This window comes from Xanthomonas campestris pv. asclepiadis, assembly GCF_020784175.1.
Classification (GTDB): domain Bacteria; phylum Pseudomonadota; class Gammaproteobacteria; order Xanthomonadales; family Xanthomonadaceae; genus Xanthomonas; species Xanthomonas campestris_D.
On the sequence record NZ_JAJGQM010000054.1, the window covers coordinates 15,315 to 34,574 of the forward strand.

General features: G+C 67.8%; 7 protein-coding genes and 1 pseudogene. 4 read left to right on the plus strand and 4 right to left on the minus strand.

From position 1 onward, the window contains the following. Positions 1-5 precede the first annotated feature (5 nt). A pseudogene (locus tag LL972_RS18605) lies at positions 6-2,677 on the plus strand (TonB-dependent receptor). Positions 2,678-2,687: 10 nt separating this feature from the next. Further along, positions 2,688-3,476, plus strand: a complete 789-nt coding sequence (locus tag LL972_RS18610) for a DUF1868 domain-containing protein (protein ID WP_228328850.1) — start codon at positions 2,688-2,690, stop codon at positions 3,474-3,476. A gap of 91 nt (positions 3,477-3,567) precedes the next feature. Here the strand turns inward: LL972_RS18610 and LL972_RS18615 are convergent, their stop codons facing one another. The 4 genes from LL972_RS18615 to LL972_RS18630 form a co-directional block, all read right to left on the minus strand. Then, positions 3,568-4,698 carry a saccharopine dehydrogenase NADP-binding domain-containing protein gene (locus LL972_RS18615; RefSeq protein ID WP_228328851.1) on the minus strand — a complete coding sequence of 377 codons (1,131 nt, stop codon included), beginning with the start codon at positions 4,696-4,698 and terminating at the stop codon, positions 3,568-3,570. 206 nt (positions 4,699-4,904) lie between these two features. Beyond that, the gene (locus tag LL972_RS18620) at positions 4,905-6,749 is read right to left on the minus strand and encodes a M56 family metallopeptidase (RefSeq protein ID WP_228328852.1); all 1,845 of its coding nucleotides are present in this window, start codon (positions 6,747-6,749) and stop codon (positions 4,905-4,907) included. A 2-nt stretch (positions 6,750-6,751) separates the two neighbouring features. Continuing rightward, positions 6,752-7,150 (minus strand): BlaI/MecI/CopY family transcriptional regulator, encoded by a 399-nt coding sequence (locus LL972_RS18625; protein WP_024940429.1) that lies wholly within the window; start codon positions 7,148-7,150, stop codon positions 6,752-6,754. Positions 7,151-7,333: 183 nt separating this feature from the next. Beyond that, the gene (locus LL972_RS18630) at positions 7,334-9,682 is read right to left on the minus strand and encodes a penicillin acylase family protein (protein WP_228328855.1); all 2,349 of its coding nucleotides are present in this window, start codon (positions 9,680-9,682) and stop codon (positions 7,334-7,336) included. Positions 9,683-10,113: 431 nt separating this feature from the next. Between LL972_RS18630 and LL972_RS18635 the strand changes: the two genes are divergently transcribed. Beyond that, entirely contained in the window at positions 10,114-18,771 is an 8,658-nt protein-coding gene (locus tag LL972_RS18635) for a GH36-type glycosyl hydrolase domain-containing protein (protein WP_429002194.1), read from the plus strand. Then, positions 18,768-18,989, plus strand: a complete 222-nt coding sequence (locus LL972_RS18640) for a hypothetical protein (RefSeq protein WP_115675521.1) — start codon at positions 18,768-18,770, stop codon at positions 18,987-18,989. The genes LL972_RS18635 and LL972_RS18640 overlap by 4 nt, the downstream gene beginning before the upstream one ends. The last annotated feature ends 271 nt before the right edge of the window (positions 18,990-19,260 follow it).

The window sequence follows — 19,260 nt, forward strand, 5'->3', positions numbered from 1 at the left end:
GTGCCATGCGTCTGTTTCATCGCTCTCCCTCTGGCTTCCTGTGTCTGCCCGGTCCGGCCTGCGTCGCGCAGCGTCGCACATTGCCGCTCGCGCTGGGCATGGCCGTTTCGGGCTGGATGCAGGCGCCGGCGCAGGCCGCCGAGGCGCCCGCCGATGCTGAGGCGCAGACCCTGGATGCGGTGCAGGTGCGCACCTCGTTCCAGTCGCAGAACACGCGCGCCATCGCCACCAAACAGGCCGCGCCCACCGTCGTGGATTCGGTCGCCGCCGACAGCATCGGGCAACTGGCGGACTTCAATGTGGGCGATGCGCTGCGCCGGGTCACCGGCGTCAGCACCGTGGAGTACCAGGGCGAGCCGCGCTACGTGACGGTGCGCGGCCTCAACGGCAACTACAACAGCATGCTGATCGACGGCTTTGCGTTCGCCAGCAACGACATCGGCAGCCGCCAGGCGATGATGGATGTGCTGCCGGCCAACTTTGTCGACCGCATCGACGTGGTGAAGTCGTTCCTGCCGGAAAACGACGGTGGCGTGATCGGCGGCGTCACCAACCTGGTCACCGCCACCGGCTTCGGCCGCCCGGATGGCCTGCTCACCTTCTCGGCCAAGGGCGGCGCCAACCTGATGGGCAGCCGCTACGGCGGCCGCTCACCGGTTGGCGAGGGCGATCTGAAATGGGGCAAGCGCTTCGGTCGCGACGGGCAGTTCGCCTTTTTGGGTGCCGCCAGCCAGTGGCGGCGCGAGATCTCGGTGCCGCAGCAGGAAAACGGCGGCGGCTTGAACTGGTATGCCGCCAACGGCACGCGCGACCCGGTGGCCTATGGCGGCACCGGCGCTGCGGTGCCCAGCGAGCGGCGCTGGTACAACTACGCCAACACCCGGCAGCGGCGCGGCCTCACCGCACGCGTGGACTGGCAGCCGGAGGGTCCGCTCAGCGGCCAATGTGTCCGGTTACACCTTTCGCCAGCGCGAGGCCTCGGACCGCTATACCCAGAACGCCCAGGTGCAGAACAGCGCGCGCCTGACCCGCACCGGCGCGCAGGGCGGCACGCTCGACAACCTGAATCAGTACGTCGAACTGGGGCAGTTGCGCTGGAAGCGCGCGCTGTCGGGCATCAACGGCGAACTGCTGGCCGAGTTGCCGGCGCAATGGCGCGCCGCGCTGCGCGCAAGTGCCTCGCGCGCCACGGTGGACAACCCACAGACCTGGGACCGCTTCCAGCAAAATCGCCTGGCGTACGGGTTCGACTGGAGCGGCACCCTGCCCGCATTCACGCCGCTGGACCCGGCCCTGGCCGACGACCCGGCGCGCTATCCCAACGCCTATCACCAGCAGGAGCGCACCGCCTACGCCGAACGGGTCGGCGACCTGCAGCTGGAGCTGCGTCGCAACATGGACGAGGACAGCCGCGGGCTGGGGCTGGCCGTGGGCGCGCGGCAGGTGCGCATGCACATGCGCACCACTGTGCAGCGCACCACCTGGAATGGCCTGCCTGACACATTGGCCGAGGTGCTGGGCCGCCCGACCTGCGCCCTGGGCTGCAACAGGGAGATGATGACCATCGACCAGGCATTGGCCGACGCACGCTGGGATGCCCTGGCCGGCCAGGCGCGCGGGGTGGTGGACACCACCGCGCAGAACAGCGGCAGCTACGACGTCGACGAACAGGTGCGCGCCGGCTTTGCCCAGGCGCAATGGCGCGGCGAGCGCTGGCTGCTGGCTGCTGGCTGGCGGCATCCGCCTGGAACAGACACGCTTTGCCAGCACCGGCCAGCAGCTGAGCGGAACCACCTGGACGCCGGTCAGCGCGGTGCGCACCTATCGCAACTGGTTGCCATCGCTCAGCGGGCAGCTGCAGACCAGCGCCAACGGCACGCTGCGCGTTGGCGTCTCGCGCTCGATCGGGCGCCCGCGCCTGGACCAGATGGCCCTGAACGGCGGCGTGCTCGCACTGGGCAGCACACCACCCACGCTCAACCAGGGCAACCCGGACCTGCAGCCGCGCCGCTCGCAGAACCTGGACCTTGGCCACGACTGGAGCTTTGACGACGGCGGCAGCCTGCTGTCGGTCGCGCTGTTCCACAAGACCATCAATGATGAAATCTTCCGCTACGGGCAGATGGACAGCATCGACGGCGAGCAGGTGCTGGTCACCCAGCCGCGCAATGTGGACCGGCCGGTGCGCCTGCGCGGCGCCGAGCTGGGGGCCATCAAGGAGCTGGGGCCATGGCTGCCCGCGCTGGACGGCTTGTCGGTGTCCGCCAATGTCACGTTTCTGGATGTGGAGTACCCGGTGGTGCTTGGCGATGGCACCCGCACCACCCTGGACGTGCTGCCGCAGCAGCCCAGGCAGTTGTGGAACCTGACCCTGAATTACGCCCGTGGGCCACTGCGCACCACGCTGGCCTGGAGCCGCACCGGCGAGCTGTGGGATGACCGCTTTCCCAATTACAGCAGCCTGCCCGAGTTCTATCGCAACCGTTACCAGCAACCGCTGGACCGCATCGACCTGAAACTGGGCTGGGATGTTTCGCCGGCGGTGTCGCTGAGCCTGGACGTGCTCAATCTGGCCGGCCAGGGCTACCAGTACCGCATCGGCCGCAATCAGGAATATGTGCAATCGGCCTGGAAGATGGCCGCTACCGTGATGGTTGGTCTCAACGTCAAACTTTGAGGAGCGACGCATGGCGTCATGTCTGGATACCACCTTTAGCCGCCGCCGGCTGCTGGCTACCGCTGCCGGCGCGTCGCTGCTGTCCACCGCGTTGCCGGTGCTCGCCGATGCGGCGCCGCCTGCGGATGTGGGCCGCAAGTTTCTGCGCTCCAAGCGGCCGATGCCGTTTGCCGGCAATACGTTTGTCGGCCATCTCGAGCAACAGGGCGATGGCTACGACAGCTTCGACCGGGTGCTGGAGATCTACCGCGCGCTGCCCAAGCACGGCTTCGCCAACAAGCTCGCCGTGTTGCCGCCGAGCAGCTATCACGTGACCTTGCTGGGCGGGGTCAACGAAACCGACCGCGCGCGCGGGCCGTGGCCGGGCGATCTGGCGCGCGATGTTGCCTTGGCCGACATCCACGCCCGCTTCCTGTCGCGGTTGCAGCAACGCAACACCGCGCCGCTGGGGGCGTGCCGGTTTGTGGTCGACCCCTCCGCGGCCAGAACCGGCAGCAACGACAATCTGCTGATTCCGTTGCTGCCTGCCGATGCGGCCACCGCGCAGCGGTTGGAGACGGCGCGCAAGGAGCTGATGGCGTTGACGCACCTGCAGCGCCCGGACTACAGCCATTACCAGTTCCATATCTCGCTGGCCTATCTATGCGAGACGCTCGCTCCTGCTGAGCAGGTGGCCTATCGCGTTGCGGTGGGCGATTGGTTGAAGCGGCTTGTGGCGGCCGGCCCGATCACGGTGCCGCGTTTCCACTTTTGCACGTTCAACGATATGTCTGCGTTTCGTACGCTCCGCGAGGTGTGACGTTGAGTGCGTGTGGCCATCTGGTGTGCGTGTAACGACACCTGCTGGGTGCTGCAAGCGACTCATTGGCCATGTGTATGGACGTGCGGCGCTACCCACTCACTTCCAACACCTCAGTCACCATCTGCCACGCTGCAAACTCCTGCTCGAATTCGGCCAGCGTCAACAAGCCCATGCAGGCATGCGCGCCGATCGGCAGCGCCTGCCCTGCGGCAAGCTTGCGCACCAGCAGGATCGCAGCGAAACACGGAATCTCCGGGCCGTGCAGCATCGGGGCGGTGAGATCCCACTGCAGCAGCAGCGGCTGGCGATCGCCGGACTGGTGATGGCGCGTGCCACGCAGCTCCACACGCATGCCACCCAGGTCGGTGCCGAGGCGATCAAACCAGCGTGCCGCGCGTGCAAACACATCGGCCAGGTGCGCCATCGGCAGTGGCACGCCGTGTTGGCGTAGCCAGGCGACGATCGCAAGGCAGCGCTGCAGGAACGGCACCTCCAACGCTGCACGAAACTGCACGGTTTGCACGCCTGGATAGCGCTGTGGCAACAGATCGTGATCGGGCACATCGCACGCTGACGCAAGCCGCGGCGCAAGCTGGGCGAACTGCACGCGCGTGGGTCTGGCCCAGCCCACCACCGTCTGCCAGCGGCCCTCATGCAGCCATGTGAACGGCGTGCCGCAGTACGACAACACTGCACGCACGGTGGCCAGGCCCAACGGGGTGCCCTGGGCGGGCGCGATGACCATGCGGATGTCGCGCAGGGCAGAAAAACGCGGCAGCAAGGCATCGATGACGGCGCTCGACAGCGCGGGCAAGGTGCTGGCGCCGCTGATGGCCACACGCTGCGCTTGCCGTGCCACTGCATCCATTGCCGCGGGGAAATCGCGGACGAACGTGCGGCCGTCGGCCAGGTCGATGTAGTGCATGCCGGCCTGCAGGCAGGTGCGCGCCACGGCGTAATCCTGGCCCTGGAACGGGCCTGCGGTATGCACCACCGCATCGGCGGCAGTGGCCGCCAGTTGCGCGGCGAAATCGCCTGCCTCTGTATCCAATCGGCAGGCAGAGATGCGGCCGGGTGCGACACCCGGCCACTTGGTCGCTACATCGCCGGGGTGCCGCCCGGCCGCGATCACCTGAATCTGCGCCGTGGTTGCCAGCGCCCGCACGATGCGCGCACCGAAATGCCCGAAGCCACCCAACACCACCACCCGGTACGTCATCGCCTGCTCGCCGTCTGCACCTGCTGCACAGTATCGGCGAGCAACGGCACAAGCGAATCAACCATCACTGCCTGTCGCCGGCCCTGCGTGCTTGCAGGGCGCGTGCTGCGCCGAGCTTGTTTGAAGCAGTCACTGCCGCCGGCCGGGATGTCGTAATCTGCCCGCCGCCTGCGTGTTGCACGGCATCGGCGAGCAGCCTGCGCCGGTCAGCCGTCGATCTGCGTAGCCAGCCCCTGTGCGATCGCCTCGCGCATGATGCGCTGGGCTTCCTTGTCGGCGTGTACGCTGGCAGCGGCCTGCTGGCTGGCCAGATCTGCCTGCTCGGTGGCGAGCGCCGCCTGCTGCCTGGCCAGCGCCTGCATCCGCTGTTGGGCGCCGCTGCGCTGCATGGCCTGTTCGGCCTGACGTACTGCGCGTTCTGCTGCCTGCGCCGCACGCTCGGCGGCCTGTTGTGTGCGCGCATCGGTGTCGCGCAAGGATGCATTGACGTGCTTTGCGGCCGCATCGGCAGCACGTGCACCCAGCTCACCCATCTGCGCACCCAACTCGCCCTGCTGTTCGCCGAGTTCGCCCTGGCGCTCGCCCAGCGCGCCCTGCGCCTGGCCCAATTTGGTGATTGGCGCATACACCGCATTCAGGCGCTTGAAGGTGTCGGGATCGCGCACGACGTACTGCTTGCCATCCTTGCGGAACCACATCAGCTGACCATCCTTGCCGGCCAGACGACGCACATGCTTGAGATCGTCCACCGAGCCATTCATGACGCTGTCGTTGCCCTGCAGCAGCACGTAGGCATCGCGGTCGGGGTCGTGCGACAGGTTGATCTGGCCGTGCGTGGACGTGGTGGTGAAGGTCTGGCTGGAGGAGGACGCCCCTGCAGCCGGTGCGGCGGCGTTTGCCGGTGCGGCGTTCGCAGCCGCAATGGCCGGTGCGGCAGCAGCGGCGGCGGAAGCAGGCGCCACGGTGCTGGACACGCCGGCAGCTGGTTTGGCCGGTGCGGCCGCTGATGCGGCAGCAACAGCCGGCGCGGCGGGCATGGCCACCAGGCGCAGCGGCAGCACGCCGGTGATGGCCACCGCGCCCAGGATCAGCGCCGCGCCAAACCGCGGGAACGAGGTCGGGTTCTGCAACATGAGCAATCTCCGTTTGAGGCTGAGGAAGGACGGCGAGGCGCTGGCCACGCCGCCATGCGGGCGCGGTGCCACGCCCAGTTGCACCAGCAGCCGGCCATAGTCATGGCGGCAATGCCGGTGGCCTGCGACCACCGCGGCATCGCAGGCGGCTTCGCGGGCGGTGGCGTATTCGCGCGCGGCCAGGTGCACCAGCGGGTGGAAGAAGAACAGGTGCTGGGCCAGCGACGGCAGCAAGCCCCACCACAAATCGCGGCGACGCAGGTGGATCAGTTCATGCGTCAGCGCCATGTCCAGATCGTCGTCGGCCATGTGCGGCAGGCGTGCGGCGGGCAGCAGCAACACCGGTCGCCAGGGGCCGATCAACTGCGGCGAGGCGATCTGCTGCGACAGCCGTATGTCCGGCGGCTGCGACAGGCCATGTGCCTCTGCGGCCATGCGCAGTGCGGCGACCAGGGCGCGATCGGTGCACGGTGCGGCAGCGCGGACCAGGGCACGGCTGCGTCGGTAGGCGCGCAGTGTGCCGAGCGACATCACTGCAATGCCGGCAACCCACAGTGCGGCCAACCACAGCGCCCAGGACGGGCCGGTTGCTCCCTGCAGCACGTCTGCGGCGCTCGCGCTCGCGACCGCGCTGGCGCCGGATGCAGTGGCATTGGCCATCACCATCGGCGCCAGGCTGTCGCCGGCAATCACCGCAGGCGTGGGCGTGGCTGCGGGCAACACCGGCAACTGCAGCGGCGCGTTCCACAACAGGCCGACCACCGCCTGCACTCCCACCAGCCACCACAGCCAGGTCTGCGTGGTGGCCGGCAGCCGCCGCACACTGCGGCACAGCGCCCACACCGCCAACGCCAGCACGGCGGTCTGCACGCTGGTGGCACCCAGTCTCCAAAGCAAGGCTTCGATCATCGGCGACATGCTCAATCCTCCTTGCGCTGCGACTGCAGCTTGGCGACCAGGGCTTCGAGCTCGGCCAGCTCGCTATCGCTGACCTCGGCGCGCTGCGACATCCACGCCACGAACGGCGACACCGAGCCCTGCAAGGTCTTTTCCACGAACTGCCCCACCGCCGAGCGCACCACCGCGTCCTGCCCGCTGGTGGCGCTGTAGCGGTACATGCCGTCCACCTGCTCGCGACGCAGGAAGCCCTTGGCGCGCAGGCGCTCCATCATGGTCAGCACGGTCGAGCGCGCCAGCCCACGCGGCTCACCGAACGCGGCCGCCACTTCACCAACACTGGCCTGCCGTTGTTCTTCGATGTGTTGCAGCAGGGCCAGCTCCTGGTCCCCGATGGTCTTGCCACGCATGCCGCTCTCCATGACTACAGTTGTCGCTACCGTAAGCGTGACGACAGGTGTAGTCAATAGGCCGGATGGCAGGGGCGGTGTACAGGCGTGTGCTGCGCTGTATCGAATGCACGCAGCCCATTCGATGCATACCGACGGCAGGCGACAGCACATCTGCGTCGCCTTCGATGCCTATACGCGCCTTCCAGCAACGCGCTATTTTGCGTGCGCCGGCACCAGATCCACGACCTGCTCGGTGGCCGCATCGACCGCAGCGCGCGTGTACAGCAGCGGGAAATACGTGCCCTGCAGCCACATCGGTGCGAGGTCGCGGTAATGCGGGCTGGCCGGGTCGCCGGACTGGCCGGGGTAGTTCATGGCGCGCGAGTTGTCCCAGTTGCCCAGGTCGATGATCAGGCGTGCGGACGGGCCGATGGTCTGGCGGAAATCCTTGGGGTCGTAGCTGGATTGATTGGGCGTGTACGGGCTGCCGCCCTTGGCGAACGGGCCGACATCCAGCAGCGCATGATCGGTGCCGACCGCAGCGCTCATCGCATGCGAGACCTTGTTGACGTGCAGCTTGCCCCACTGCCACTGCGCAGGATCCGGCCCCTGCAGCTCGACCAGCGCCAGGTATGCGCTGCGGAGCGAGTCCAGCAGCAGTTGATCGCGGCGTGCTGCCGGTGCGGGACCGAAGGCTGCACCGGGATGCTCCAGTGCATCCATCAACGCCGCCGCATCCGGCATGCCGAAGGTGGCCGCCTCGGAAGGGCGTAGCACCAGTGCCTTGTAGGCCTCGCCGAGATAACGGCTGAACCACAACTCCTCCAGCGCGGCGGCGGCGGAGGTGGCGCTGACCGTGCCGTCCCAGGGCTTTAGCACGCCGAGCGCCGCAGTGGTGGCCTCGTCGTGCGCCTGCAGCGGGGTGAGCAAGGCGACCAGGCGCTGCGCCAGCAGCGATACCTGATCGTTCTGCAGTCTTTCCGAATCCTGCAGGCTCACCGTCGGCAGCTGCGACAGCACCTGGGTGATGCGCGCATGGCGCGCGTCGTTGGCCCATTCGAAACCGATCCTGCGCTGCGCATACGGGTAACCGGCCGGCAGATTCATCTCGTTGGAGGTGGTGATGAAGCCTGCCGCGGGATTCTTCGCCGAAGGCAGGACATCAGCGTTCCAGAAGCCATCCCACTCGTAGCGGCCGTCGCCAGGCACCGGCAGCAGGCCATCGGAGCGCACGCGGCGCGGTGTCATGCCGGCGGTGGCCCAACCGATGTTGCCCTTGACGTCCGCGTAGACCTGATTGACCGACGGCGCGCCCCACTGTGCAAGCGCGTCCTTGAACTGCTCGAACGAGTCCGCCTTGAGATAGCGCAAGGACCCCAGATAGGGGGCCGTGCCCGGTTGGCTCCACACCGAACGGATCGCATAAGCGATGTGCTTGTCTGCATCGAGATGGATCACCGGCCCGTGGCGGGTGAATTGCAGCTGCGCATCCACCGCTGCGCCGCCGCGCACTGCGATGCGTTCGTGCTGTGTGCGCAACGGCTCCCACTTGCCGTTGTACCAGTAGGACGCGTTGTCGGCCGGGTTCAGGCGATAGACGTACAGGTCTTCCTGGTCGATGTTGAAGATGGTCAGACCGAACGCGCTGGTCTGGTTGTGGCCGATCGCAATGCCAGGTGCGGTCGGCTCGCCGGCGCCGATGATGTTCAGGCCCGGGCTGTTGAGATGCACGAAGTAGCGCAGGCTGGGAACGGTATAGGCGCGATGCGGGTCGTCTGCGAGCACGGCGTGGCCGGTCGCGGATTTTTGTGGTGCGATGACCCAGTTGTTGCTGCCTTCGGCGGAGACGTCCTCGGCCGCACGCAGCGGCGTGGTCTGCGCAAGCGCAGGATGCGTGTCGGCGCTGAGCCTGGGGCTTTGCGTCGCCAGCTCGTAGACCTTCAGCACATCCTCCGGAAGACAGGGATCCAGGCCCTCGGGCACGGTAGTGGTCCAGGCCGGTTGCAGTGTCTGGCGCACCGCATCGACGGCCAGCGAAGCCTTGCAGGCGACCCTGGCGCGCGCGACTTCGCTTTTGACATTGCGGCTCAGGCCGGTGGTGCGGATGCGCAGCACGTCTTCCGGCGCCCACTTTTCCGGGCGATAGGCGAAGCGACCAAACTCATAAGGCAGCGCCTGCGCGTTTGCGTCCAGCCAGTCGATATAGGCATTGATGCCGGCAACGAAGCGGCTGACATCGCGCTGTGCGTCAGGCCCGTAACTGCGCCATTCCCTGGCCATGTCGCCGCGATACAGGAACAGCCGCGCGGCGCGATCCTGTTCGACATAGGCCGGACCGAATGCATCGGCCAGATGACCGAGCCCTTTGCGGCGCAGCAGATCGAGCTGAAACAGGCGGTCGCGTGCGACATTGAAGCCTTGCACGAAGAACGCATCGTTGTCGGTCCTGGCGTACAGATGCGCCACGCCCCAACGGTCCACACGAATCTGCGCGGGCTGTTCCAGCCCGGCGACGTGCATGGTGGCATGCGTGGGCGTGGTCGCTGCCGCGCTGTCGAGCATCAGCAGCGTCAGTGTCAGCGCGACGCACCACGCGACACGTGGCGTGATCGCACGCCTGGCAGGCGTAGCTTGGGCGTGGTCAGGCGCGGTGATGGACATGTTTGTTGTTCCCTGCATAGGGGCGCAGCATGCGACATGGACCGCACATCGGGTCTGTCCTGCGCGGAAGCGGGCGCGCAGAGAGCGAATCACCGCTGCCTGCGCCGCGCTGGCCGGTCGCAGGCAACCCTGCACGAAACCGCCATCGCGCGCCTTCGATCGACGCAGGCAGGCAGTCCTGATCAATGGTATGCGCCGAGGATACGCAAACGTATTGTGCAGACGCGTAGATACGGCAGCCAGAGGAAGCCGGCTGCCTTCACATGCGCCACTGTGCCAGCGCGCATGATCACGGCCTCTAGCGGCGCACCTGCTGCACAGGTCATGTCTCGATGCCGCCACAGCGGAAGGCTTCTGCGTTTTCTCTCTGGTGGCAGTCGATCACGCAGCCAGCCGCAATACTGCAACAGTCACCGGTCGATCCAGCGCCGCAAGGCGCGGCCCTGTTCGGCGACGAACAGATGGAAGCGCTGGGACAGACGCTGGCGCAGGCCCATGTGCTGCATACCGGGCCCACGCGCGAACTGCTGCTGGCGCAACTCAAATCCAACCAGCGCTCGCTTGGCAGCACTGCTGCGCGATTGAGCGAGATGGCGGCCGACGGCGTGCAGTTGCACCCGGCTGGCGAATGGTTGCTGGACAATTATTATCTGGTCGAAGAACAGATGCGCCTGGCGCGTCAGCATCTTCCGCCCGGTTACAGCCGGCAATTGCCGCGCCTGCGCACGCCCACCTCGGTGGGCCTGCCGCGCGTGTATGAGCTGGGCTTGCAGGTGGTGGCGCATGGCGACGGGCGCGTGGATGTCATCACGCTGAGCCGTTTCATCGCTGCCTATCAACAGGTGGCACCGCTCAAGCTCGGCGAGTTGTGGGCGATTCCGATCATGTTGCGGCTGGCGCTGATCGACAACCTGCGCCGCATTGCCGACGACATCATGCACGATGGACGCGACAGCAGCCTGGCGGCGCATTGGGCGGCATTGCTCAACGCCACTGCCGCTACCCAGCCCAAGGATGTGGTGGTGGTGGTGGCCGACCTGGCGCGCTCGCAGCCGCCGGCAACCGGTGCATTCGTGGCCGAGCTGACGCGCGGCATCCAGGGCCGCGGGCCGGTGTTGTCGATGGCCAGCGCGTGGGTGGAGCAATGGCTGGCAAGCGAGGGCCACAGTGTGGAAGCGCTGGTGCACGCCGAGAGCCAGCGCCAGGCAGCCGAGCAGGTCTCGATCAGCAACAGCATCGGTAGCCTGCGGTTCCTGGACGAGATGGATTGGCGCGACTTCGTCGAGGCCATGAGCGTTGTCGAGCAGAGCCTGCGCAAGGATCCGGCCGACGTCTACGCGCGCATGGATTTCCATACCCGCGATAGTTACCGGCATGTGGTGGAACAGCTGGCGCAGCGCCTGGAGCGCGACGAGCCGGCCGTGGCCGAAGCAGTATTGCAGCTGGCCGCACACGCCGATGCCGCAACGCCGGTGGCCAGCCACGTGGGCTATTACCTGGTGGATGCGGGATTGCCGCGGCTGCGTGCCGCGTTGCGCGACCCAGCCGCGTCGGGCACGCCGGCGCCACTGCGCCCACGCGCGCGTCGCGTTGCGCTGCCGGTCTACCTGTTGCCGATCGCAGCGATCGCGTTGGTGTGGACCGGCGTGCTGCTGCAGGGCGTGGGCGCCGCGCCGCCAATGCTGCGGTGGATCACCGCCGGCATCGCGCTGCTGGCCGCCAGCGAGCTGGGCATTGCGCTGGTCAACTGGGTGGCAACGCTGTGGGTGCGCCCGCATCCGTTGCCGCGCATGGACCTGCGTGCCGGCATTACGCCCGACTGCCGCACGCTGGTGGTGATGCCGAGCATGCTGGCCAACCACGAGGCCATCGACGAGCTGGTCGGCGCGCTGGAGGTGCACTACCTGGCCAACCGCGACGCGCAGCTGTACTTCGCGCTGCTCACCGATTTCCTCGACGCCGGGCAGGCAGTGCTGCCCACAGACATGGCGCTGGTGGCGCATGCGGCGCAGCACATCGACCGGCTCAACGCGGCCTATGCCGATGCGCACGGCGACCGTTTCTTCCTGCTGCACCGCGCACGCCAGTGGAACGCTGGCGAGGGCTGCTGGATGGGCGCAGAGCGCAAGCGTGGCAAGCTCGAGGCGCTCAACCGCCTGCTCTGCGCTGACGACCCGCGGCTGCAGGCAGCCAGCGAATTCCTGCAGGTGCAGGGCGATGTGGCCGCGCTGGTGCAGGTGCGCTATGTGATCACGCTCGACAGCGACACCCACCTGCCGCGGGACGCGGCACGCGCGCTGGTCGGGGCAATGTCGCATCCGTTGAATGTGCCGCGCATGGATGCGTCCGGGCAGATCGTCGAGGCCGGTTACGGCATTCTGCAGCCCGGCCTGGGCACCGGCATGAGCGAGGGCGGCGAATCGCGGTTTGCGCGCATGTTCGGCATCGAGCCGGGCATCGACCCGTACACCCGCGTGGTGTCGGACGTGTATCAGGATCTGTTCGGCGAAGGCTCCTTCATCGGCAAGGGCATCTATGCGGTGGCCACCTTCGAGCAGGTGCTGGCCGGCCGCTTCCCCGACAACCGTGTGCTCAGCCATGACCTGCTGGAAGGCTGCTACGTGCGCGCCGGCTTGCTCAGCGACGTGCGGTTGTACGAACGCCATCCGCAACGCTATGCCACCGATGCCAAGCGGCGCGCACGCTGGGTGCGTGGCGACTGGCAGTTGTTGCCATGGCTGTTGCCGTGGGTGCCCGACCGTGGCGGCCGACGCGCGCGTAATCCGCTGTCGTGGTTGTCGCGCGGCAAGTTGCTGGACAACCTGCGCCGCAGCCTGGTGGCACCGGCCGCCTTGGGTTTGTTGTTGATCGGCTGGCTGGTCTCGCCCACCCCGTTGCGCTGGACGCTGTGGCTGCTGTTGCTATGGCTGCTGCCGGGACTGTGTTCGGCGCTGTATGCGCTGGCGCATCCGCCCGAGGGCCTGGGACTGCGCCATCACGCGCGCCAGGTCGGGGTGGGGCTGCGTCAGCACCTGCTGCGCACCGGCGTGGTGCTGGCCTGCCTGCCATTCGAAGCGGGGCTGCAGCTGTCGGCGATCGCCCGCACGCTGGTGCGGATGGCGATCACCCAGCGCCACCTATTGCAGTGGGCGCCCTCCAGCGAAGTGGAGCGCAGCGCGCGCAGTGGCAATGCCGAGCAACAGCTGATGGCCGGCGCCGCCTGCAGTGCGGCCTTGGCGGTCGCCGCGGTGGCGTGGTGGTCGCCGCTGGCCCTGTGGGCGGCATTGCCGCTGGGGCTGGCGTGGATGGGTGCGCCCTGGTTGATGGCCTGGCTGGGCGAGCAGCCCGCCGCGCCGGTGGCGCAACTGTCACTGGAGCAGCGCGCCTTCCTGGGTGGATTGTCGCGGCGCACCTGGGCGTTCTTCGAGAGCCATTGCACCGCGCAGCACCACTGGTTGCCGCCGGACAACGTGCAGGAGTATCCGGTCACGGTGGTGGCCAACCGCACCTCGCCGACCAATATCGGCCTGGGCCTGCTGGCCAATCTGGCCGCCTACGATCTGGGCTACCTGACGGTGGGCGGCGTGATGAGCCGCGTGGCCGATACCCTGGCCACGCTGGAAGCGCTGCCGCGCTATCGCGGCCATTTCTACAACTGGTACGACACCGAAACGCTGGTGCCGTTGTTGCCGCGCTACGTCTCCACCGTGGACAGCGGCAACCTGGTCGGGCATCTGCTGACGCTGCGGCAAGGGCTGCTGGCGCTGGTGGATGCACCGGCGGTGTCGATGGCGGTGTTCGATGGACTGGCCGACATCCTGGGCGTGCTGGCATCGCACACGCAGACACGCAGCGACGCCGCCGCCGATGCGCTGGACGCAATGGCGCAGAGCGTGCAGCGCATCCGCAGCCAGCCCGCGCCGAGCCTGCACCAGGTCGAGCAGGCGCTGGCGCTGCTGCTGGCGCAGAGCCACACGCTCCTGGCGCTGATGCCGGGCAGCGACGACGACGAGCCGTGGCCGCAACGCTTGATCGACAGCTGCGCGGCGGCGCTGGCCGAGATAGGCCATTGCGCAACCATGCCTGCCGGTACCGATGCGCAGGCGACGCAAACATCTGGCGACACCGTCGCCACGCTGCGGCAACTCGCCGCCAGCCACCACACACCCGGCGTGCAGACCTGGGCGGCCGGACGCGTGCAGGAACTGCAACGGCTTGCGCATATCGCCGGGCAACTGGCGCAGATGGACTACGACTTCCTCTACAGCCCCGCCCAGCAGTTGCTCTCGATCGGCTACAACGTCGACGACCATCGCCTGGATAGCGGGCATTACGATCTGCTCGCCTCCGAGGCACGCTTAGGGATCTTCGTGGCCATCGCCCAGGGCAAGCTGCCGCAGGACAGCTGGTTCGCACTCGGGCGCACGCTCACCGACACCGGCGCCGAACCGACGCTGCTGTCGTGGAGCGGCTCGATGTTCGAGTACCTGATGCCCGACCTGGTGATGCCCAGCTACCCGCAGACGCTGCTGAGCCGCTCGATGCGTGGCGCGGTGCAGGCGCAGATCCGCTACGGCGCCGCGCGCGCGGTGCCGTGGGGGGTGTCCGAATCGGGTTACAACACGGTCGATACGCGGCGCAATTACCAGTACCGCGCCTTTGGCGTGCCCGGCCTGGGGCTCAAGCGCGGCCTGGGCCAGGACCTGGTGATCGCCCCGTATGCCAGCGCCATGGCACTGATGGTCGAACCGGATGCGGCCTGCCGCAACCTGCAGCAGCTGCAGGCGCTGGGATTTGGCGGGCGCTTCGGCTTGTACGAGGCGATCGACTACACCCCGTCGCGGGTGCCGCGTGGCGAACACCACGCGCTGGTGCGCTCGTTCATGTCGCATCACCAGGGCATGGCGCTGCTGGCGCTGGACCACGTGTTGCGCGATGCGCCGATGCAGCGGCGCTTTGTCGCCGACCCGCAGTTCCAGGCCACGCTATTGCTGCTGCAGGAGCGCGCCCCGCGCGCCGGTGTGTACGTCAAAGGCCTGGCCGACGCAGCGCAACGCCCGGTGGCCGCCGAGGCGGGCATGGCCTTGCGCATCCATCGCGACCCCAACCTGGCCCAGCCGGCGCTGCAGTTGCTGTCCAACGGGCGTTACCACGGCATGCTGACCTCGGCCGGCGGTGGCTACAGCCGCGCGCGCGACATGGCGGTGACCCGCTGGCGCGAAGACGGCACCCGCGATCACTGGGGCACGTTCTGCTACCTGCGCGATGTGGACAGCGGCGCGGTGTGGTCGGCCGCGCACCAGCCCACCTGCGTGCCGGTGGAGCGCTACGAGGCGATCTTTTCCGAGGCCAAGGCCGAGTTCAAGGGCAGCCACCAGCGTTACGACAGCCATCTGGAAATCGCCATTTCCGCCGAGGACGATGTGGAGCTGCGCCGGCTGCGCATCCGCAACCGCTCGCGGCAGACGCGGGTGATCGAAATCACCACCTACGCCGAAGTGGTGCTGGCACCGGCGCAGGCCGACGAGGCGCATCCGGCCTTCAGCAACCTGTTCGTGCAGACCGAGATCCTCGCCGACAAACAGGCGCTGCTGTGCACGCGGCGCCCGCGCGGGCATGACGAGGCGCAGCCGTGGATGCTGCATCTGGTGGCGGTGCACGATGCCGATGTGGCATCGATCTCCTACGAGACCGACCGCGCCGCGTTTGTCGGGCGCGGGCGCAGCACCCGCAATCCGTTGGCGCTGCGCGATCAGGCCAGCCTGTCCGGCGCGGCCGGCTCGGTGCTGGACCCGATCGTGGCGATCCGCTGCCGTATTTCGCTGGCACCGGACCAACAGGCGCAGGTGGACATGGTCTACGGCGTCGGCACCCAGCGCGCGGCCTGCACCGCGTTGATCGACAAGTACCGCGACCGCCGTCTGGCCGATCGCGTGTTCGATCTGGCGCTGACCCAGAGCCAGGTCACCCGCCGGCAGATCAACGCCTCGCTGGACGACGCGATGCTCTACGAGCGGCTGGCCGCACGCGTGCTGTTCGTCGACCCGCAACTGCGCGCCGACAACGAGGTGCTGCTGCACAACCATCGCGGCCAGTCGGCGTTGTGGAGTCACGCCATCTCCGGCGACCTGCCGATCGTGCTGTTGCGCATCACCGACCCGGACAATCTGGAGCTGGTGCGCCAGCTGGTGCAGGCGCACGCGTACTGGCGCCTGAAAGGCCTGCGCGCGGATCTGGTGATCTGGAACGAAAGCCAGTCCGGCTATCGGCAATCGCTGCAGGACGCCATCCTGGGCCTGATCGCCGCCGACCCCGAGGCCAATGTGCTCGACCGCCCCGGCGGCATCTTTGTCCGCGCCATCGAACACATCTCGCAGGAAGACCGCGTGCTGCTGCAGACCGTGGCGCGCGCGATCCTCAGCGATGCCAACGGCAGCCTGGACGCGCAGCTGCAACGCCACCCCGGCGCACGTGCGCTGCCGCCGGCGCTGGAACCCATCCAGCAACTGGACAGCGCCGATTATCCGAGTAGCACCCACGCCGCCTACCTGGACACCACCCTGCAGGCCGCAGCCGAAGAAGCGGTGGTGTTCGACAACGGCCTGGGCGCGTTCGCTGCCGACGGCCGCGAATACCGCATCACCCTAGACCAGGGCACGGCCACGCCGGCGCCCTGGTGCAACGTGATGGCCAATGCGCACTTCGGCACGGTGGTCAGCGACAGCAGCCCCGGTTACAGCTGGGCCGAGAACGCGCACGAATTCCGGCTCACCCCATGGCACAACGACCCGGTCGGCGATGCCTCCAGCGAGGCGTTCTACCTGCGTGACGAAGACACCGGCCAGGTGTGGTCGCCGATGGCGTTGCCGTGTCGCGGCAACGCGCGCTACACGGTGCGCCACGGGTTCGGTTACAGCGTCTACAGCCATATCGAACACGGCATCGGCAGCGAGCTGTGGGTGTTCGTCGATGTGGAACGGCCGATCAAGTTCAGCCATCTGCGGCTGAAGAATCTGTCCGGGCGCCCGCGCCGGCTCAGCGTGACCGGCTATGTGGAGTGGGTGCTGGGCGACATCCGCACACGCTCGCAACTGCATGTGGTCAGCGAGGTGGACCTGGGCAGCAGCGTGCTGACCGCGCGCAACCCGTACAACACCGAGTTCGACGGGCGCGTGGCATTCTTCGATGCCGATGCGCCCAGCCGCAGCATCACCGCAGACCGCAGCGAATTCATCGGGCGCAATGGCAGCCTGGCGTTGCCCGCCGCACTCGGCCGGCAACGCCTGTCCGGGCGCGTAGGTGCCGGCCTGGACCCGTGCGCGGCGATCCAGATTCCGGTGACGCTGGCGGCCGAACAGAGCTTTGAAACGGTGTTCCGCCTGGGTGCGGCGGTGGATCGCGACACCGCGCTGGCACTGGCACGCCAGAGCCGCGGGGTTGCCGCCGCGCAAGCCGCCTTGCTGGCGGTGCGCGCGCACTGGCAGCAGGTGCTGGGCAGCGTGCAGGTGCGCACGCCCGATCCGGCGGTGGACCTGCTGGCCAACGGCTGGCTGCTCTACCAGACCATCGCCTGCCGGTTCCTGGCACGCAGCGGCTATTACCAGTCCGGTGGCGCCTACGGGTTCCGCGACCAGTTGCAGGACAGCATGGCGATGGTGCACGCGCAGCCGGCGCTGGCCCGCGCGCATCTGCTGCGCTGTGCTGCGCATCAGTTCGCGCAGGGCGATGTGCAGCATTGGTGGCATCCGCCACAGGACCGCGGCGTGCGCACGCAGTGCTCGGACGATTTTCTGTGGTTGCCGCAGGCACTGTGCCGCTATCTGGAGGTCACCGCAGATGCCAGCGTGCTGGACGAGCGGGTCAGCTTCATCGACGGGCGCGCCCTCAAGCCCGACGAGGAATCGTATTACGACCTGCCGCAGATCACCGGCAACATGCAGTCGCTGTACGCGCACTGCGTGCTCGCCCTGCAACGCGGCATGGCACGACTGGGCGAACGCGGCCTGCCGCTGATCGGCAGTGGCGACTGGAACGACGACATGAACCGGGTCGGCAAGGACGGCAAGGGCGAGAGCGTGTGGCTGGGCTTTTTCCTCTACGACGCATTGCTGCGCTTTTCCGCCGTGGCCGCACAACGCGACGATGCAGCCTTTGCGGCGACCTGCCGCACACAGGCGCAGGCCTTGCGCACCGCACTGGAACAGCATGCCTGGGACGGGCGGTGGTACCGGCGGGCCTGGTTCGACGACGGCACGCCGCTGGGTTCGAGCGATTCGGACGAATGCCGCATCGATTCGCTGTCGCAAAGTTGGGCGGTGCTGTCCGGCGCGGTGGATCCGGCACGCAGTGCACAGGCGATGGACGCGCTGCATCAGCAACTGGTGGATGCCGACGCCGGCATCGTCAAGCTGCTGGTGCCTCCGTTCGATCGCACCGGGCACGATCCGGGCTATATCCGTGGTTACGTCCCCGGCGTACGCGAGAACGGCGGCCAGTACACGCATGCGGCGGTGTGGGCGACGATGGCCTTTGCCCACCGCGGCGACAGCGCGCGCGCCTGGCAACTGGCCGGCCTGATCAACCCGATCCACCACGCCCGCGACGCGGCGGGCATGCAACGCTACAAGGCCGAGCCCTATGTGCTGGCCGCCGATGTCTACGCGGTGGCGCCGCACGCCGGCCGCGGCGGCTGGAGCTGGTACACCGGTGCGGCCGGCTGGATGTACCGGCTGCTGACCGAATCGCTGCTCGGCCTGCAGCGCCACGGCGAGCGCATGCACATCGTGCCGTGCATCCCGGCCGGTTGGCCGGGCTACCAGCTGCGCTATTGCCTCGGCAGCAGCACCTATGTCATCGACGTCACCCAACGCCCGGGCATCGAGGCGCGGCTGGAGATCGACGGCGTGACACAGGCCGAGCTGGCTTTCACCCTGGTTGACGACGGTGCGGTTCACGCTGTGGCACTGGACTGGCCGGCGGACGCGACATGAGCACACGCAGACACACCCACACCAGCCATCAACTCGCCGACCTGGGCAAGATGTTGTCGGTCTGGCCGCAGCGGGTGCGCGACCCCAGCCAGTTCTGGCCGCAGTTCGACGCGTTGGCCAAAGGTATTCTCGACGAGGCGGACCAGGCAGACCTGCAGCGGGTGCAGCGCCGCCTGCGGCAGCTGTTGCACCGCCATGGCCTGACGCGCACGCAATAAGCTTGCCGGCAATCTCCACGACGGCAGCGTTTAGGTGCAGCGTCAAATACTCAGTCGGCCGAGTGCGCGGTGCCCTCACCGGACAGTTGGCCGGTTGTTTGCTTAAAAGCTTGTACGTTGATCGGCTTGCGTTAGGAGATCGGCGGACGCCTCCTTGAAGAACAGCAGGACACCGTGCCTGTCCTTAACATGCACACCGACCATCTCGACGGGTCCTTGCCCGCCTACCGTCGCGGGACCTTGAGCGGCATGGATGCCGCGCCAGAGCCTT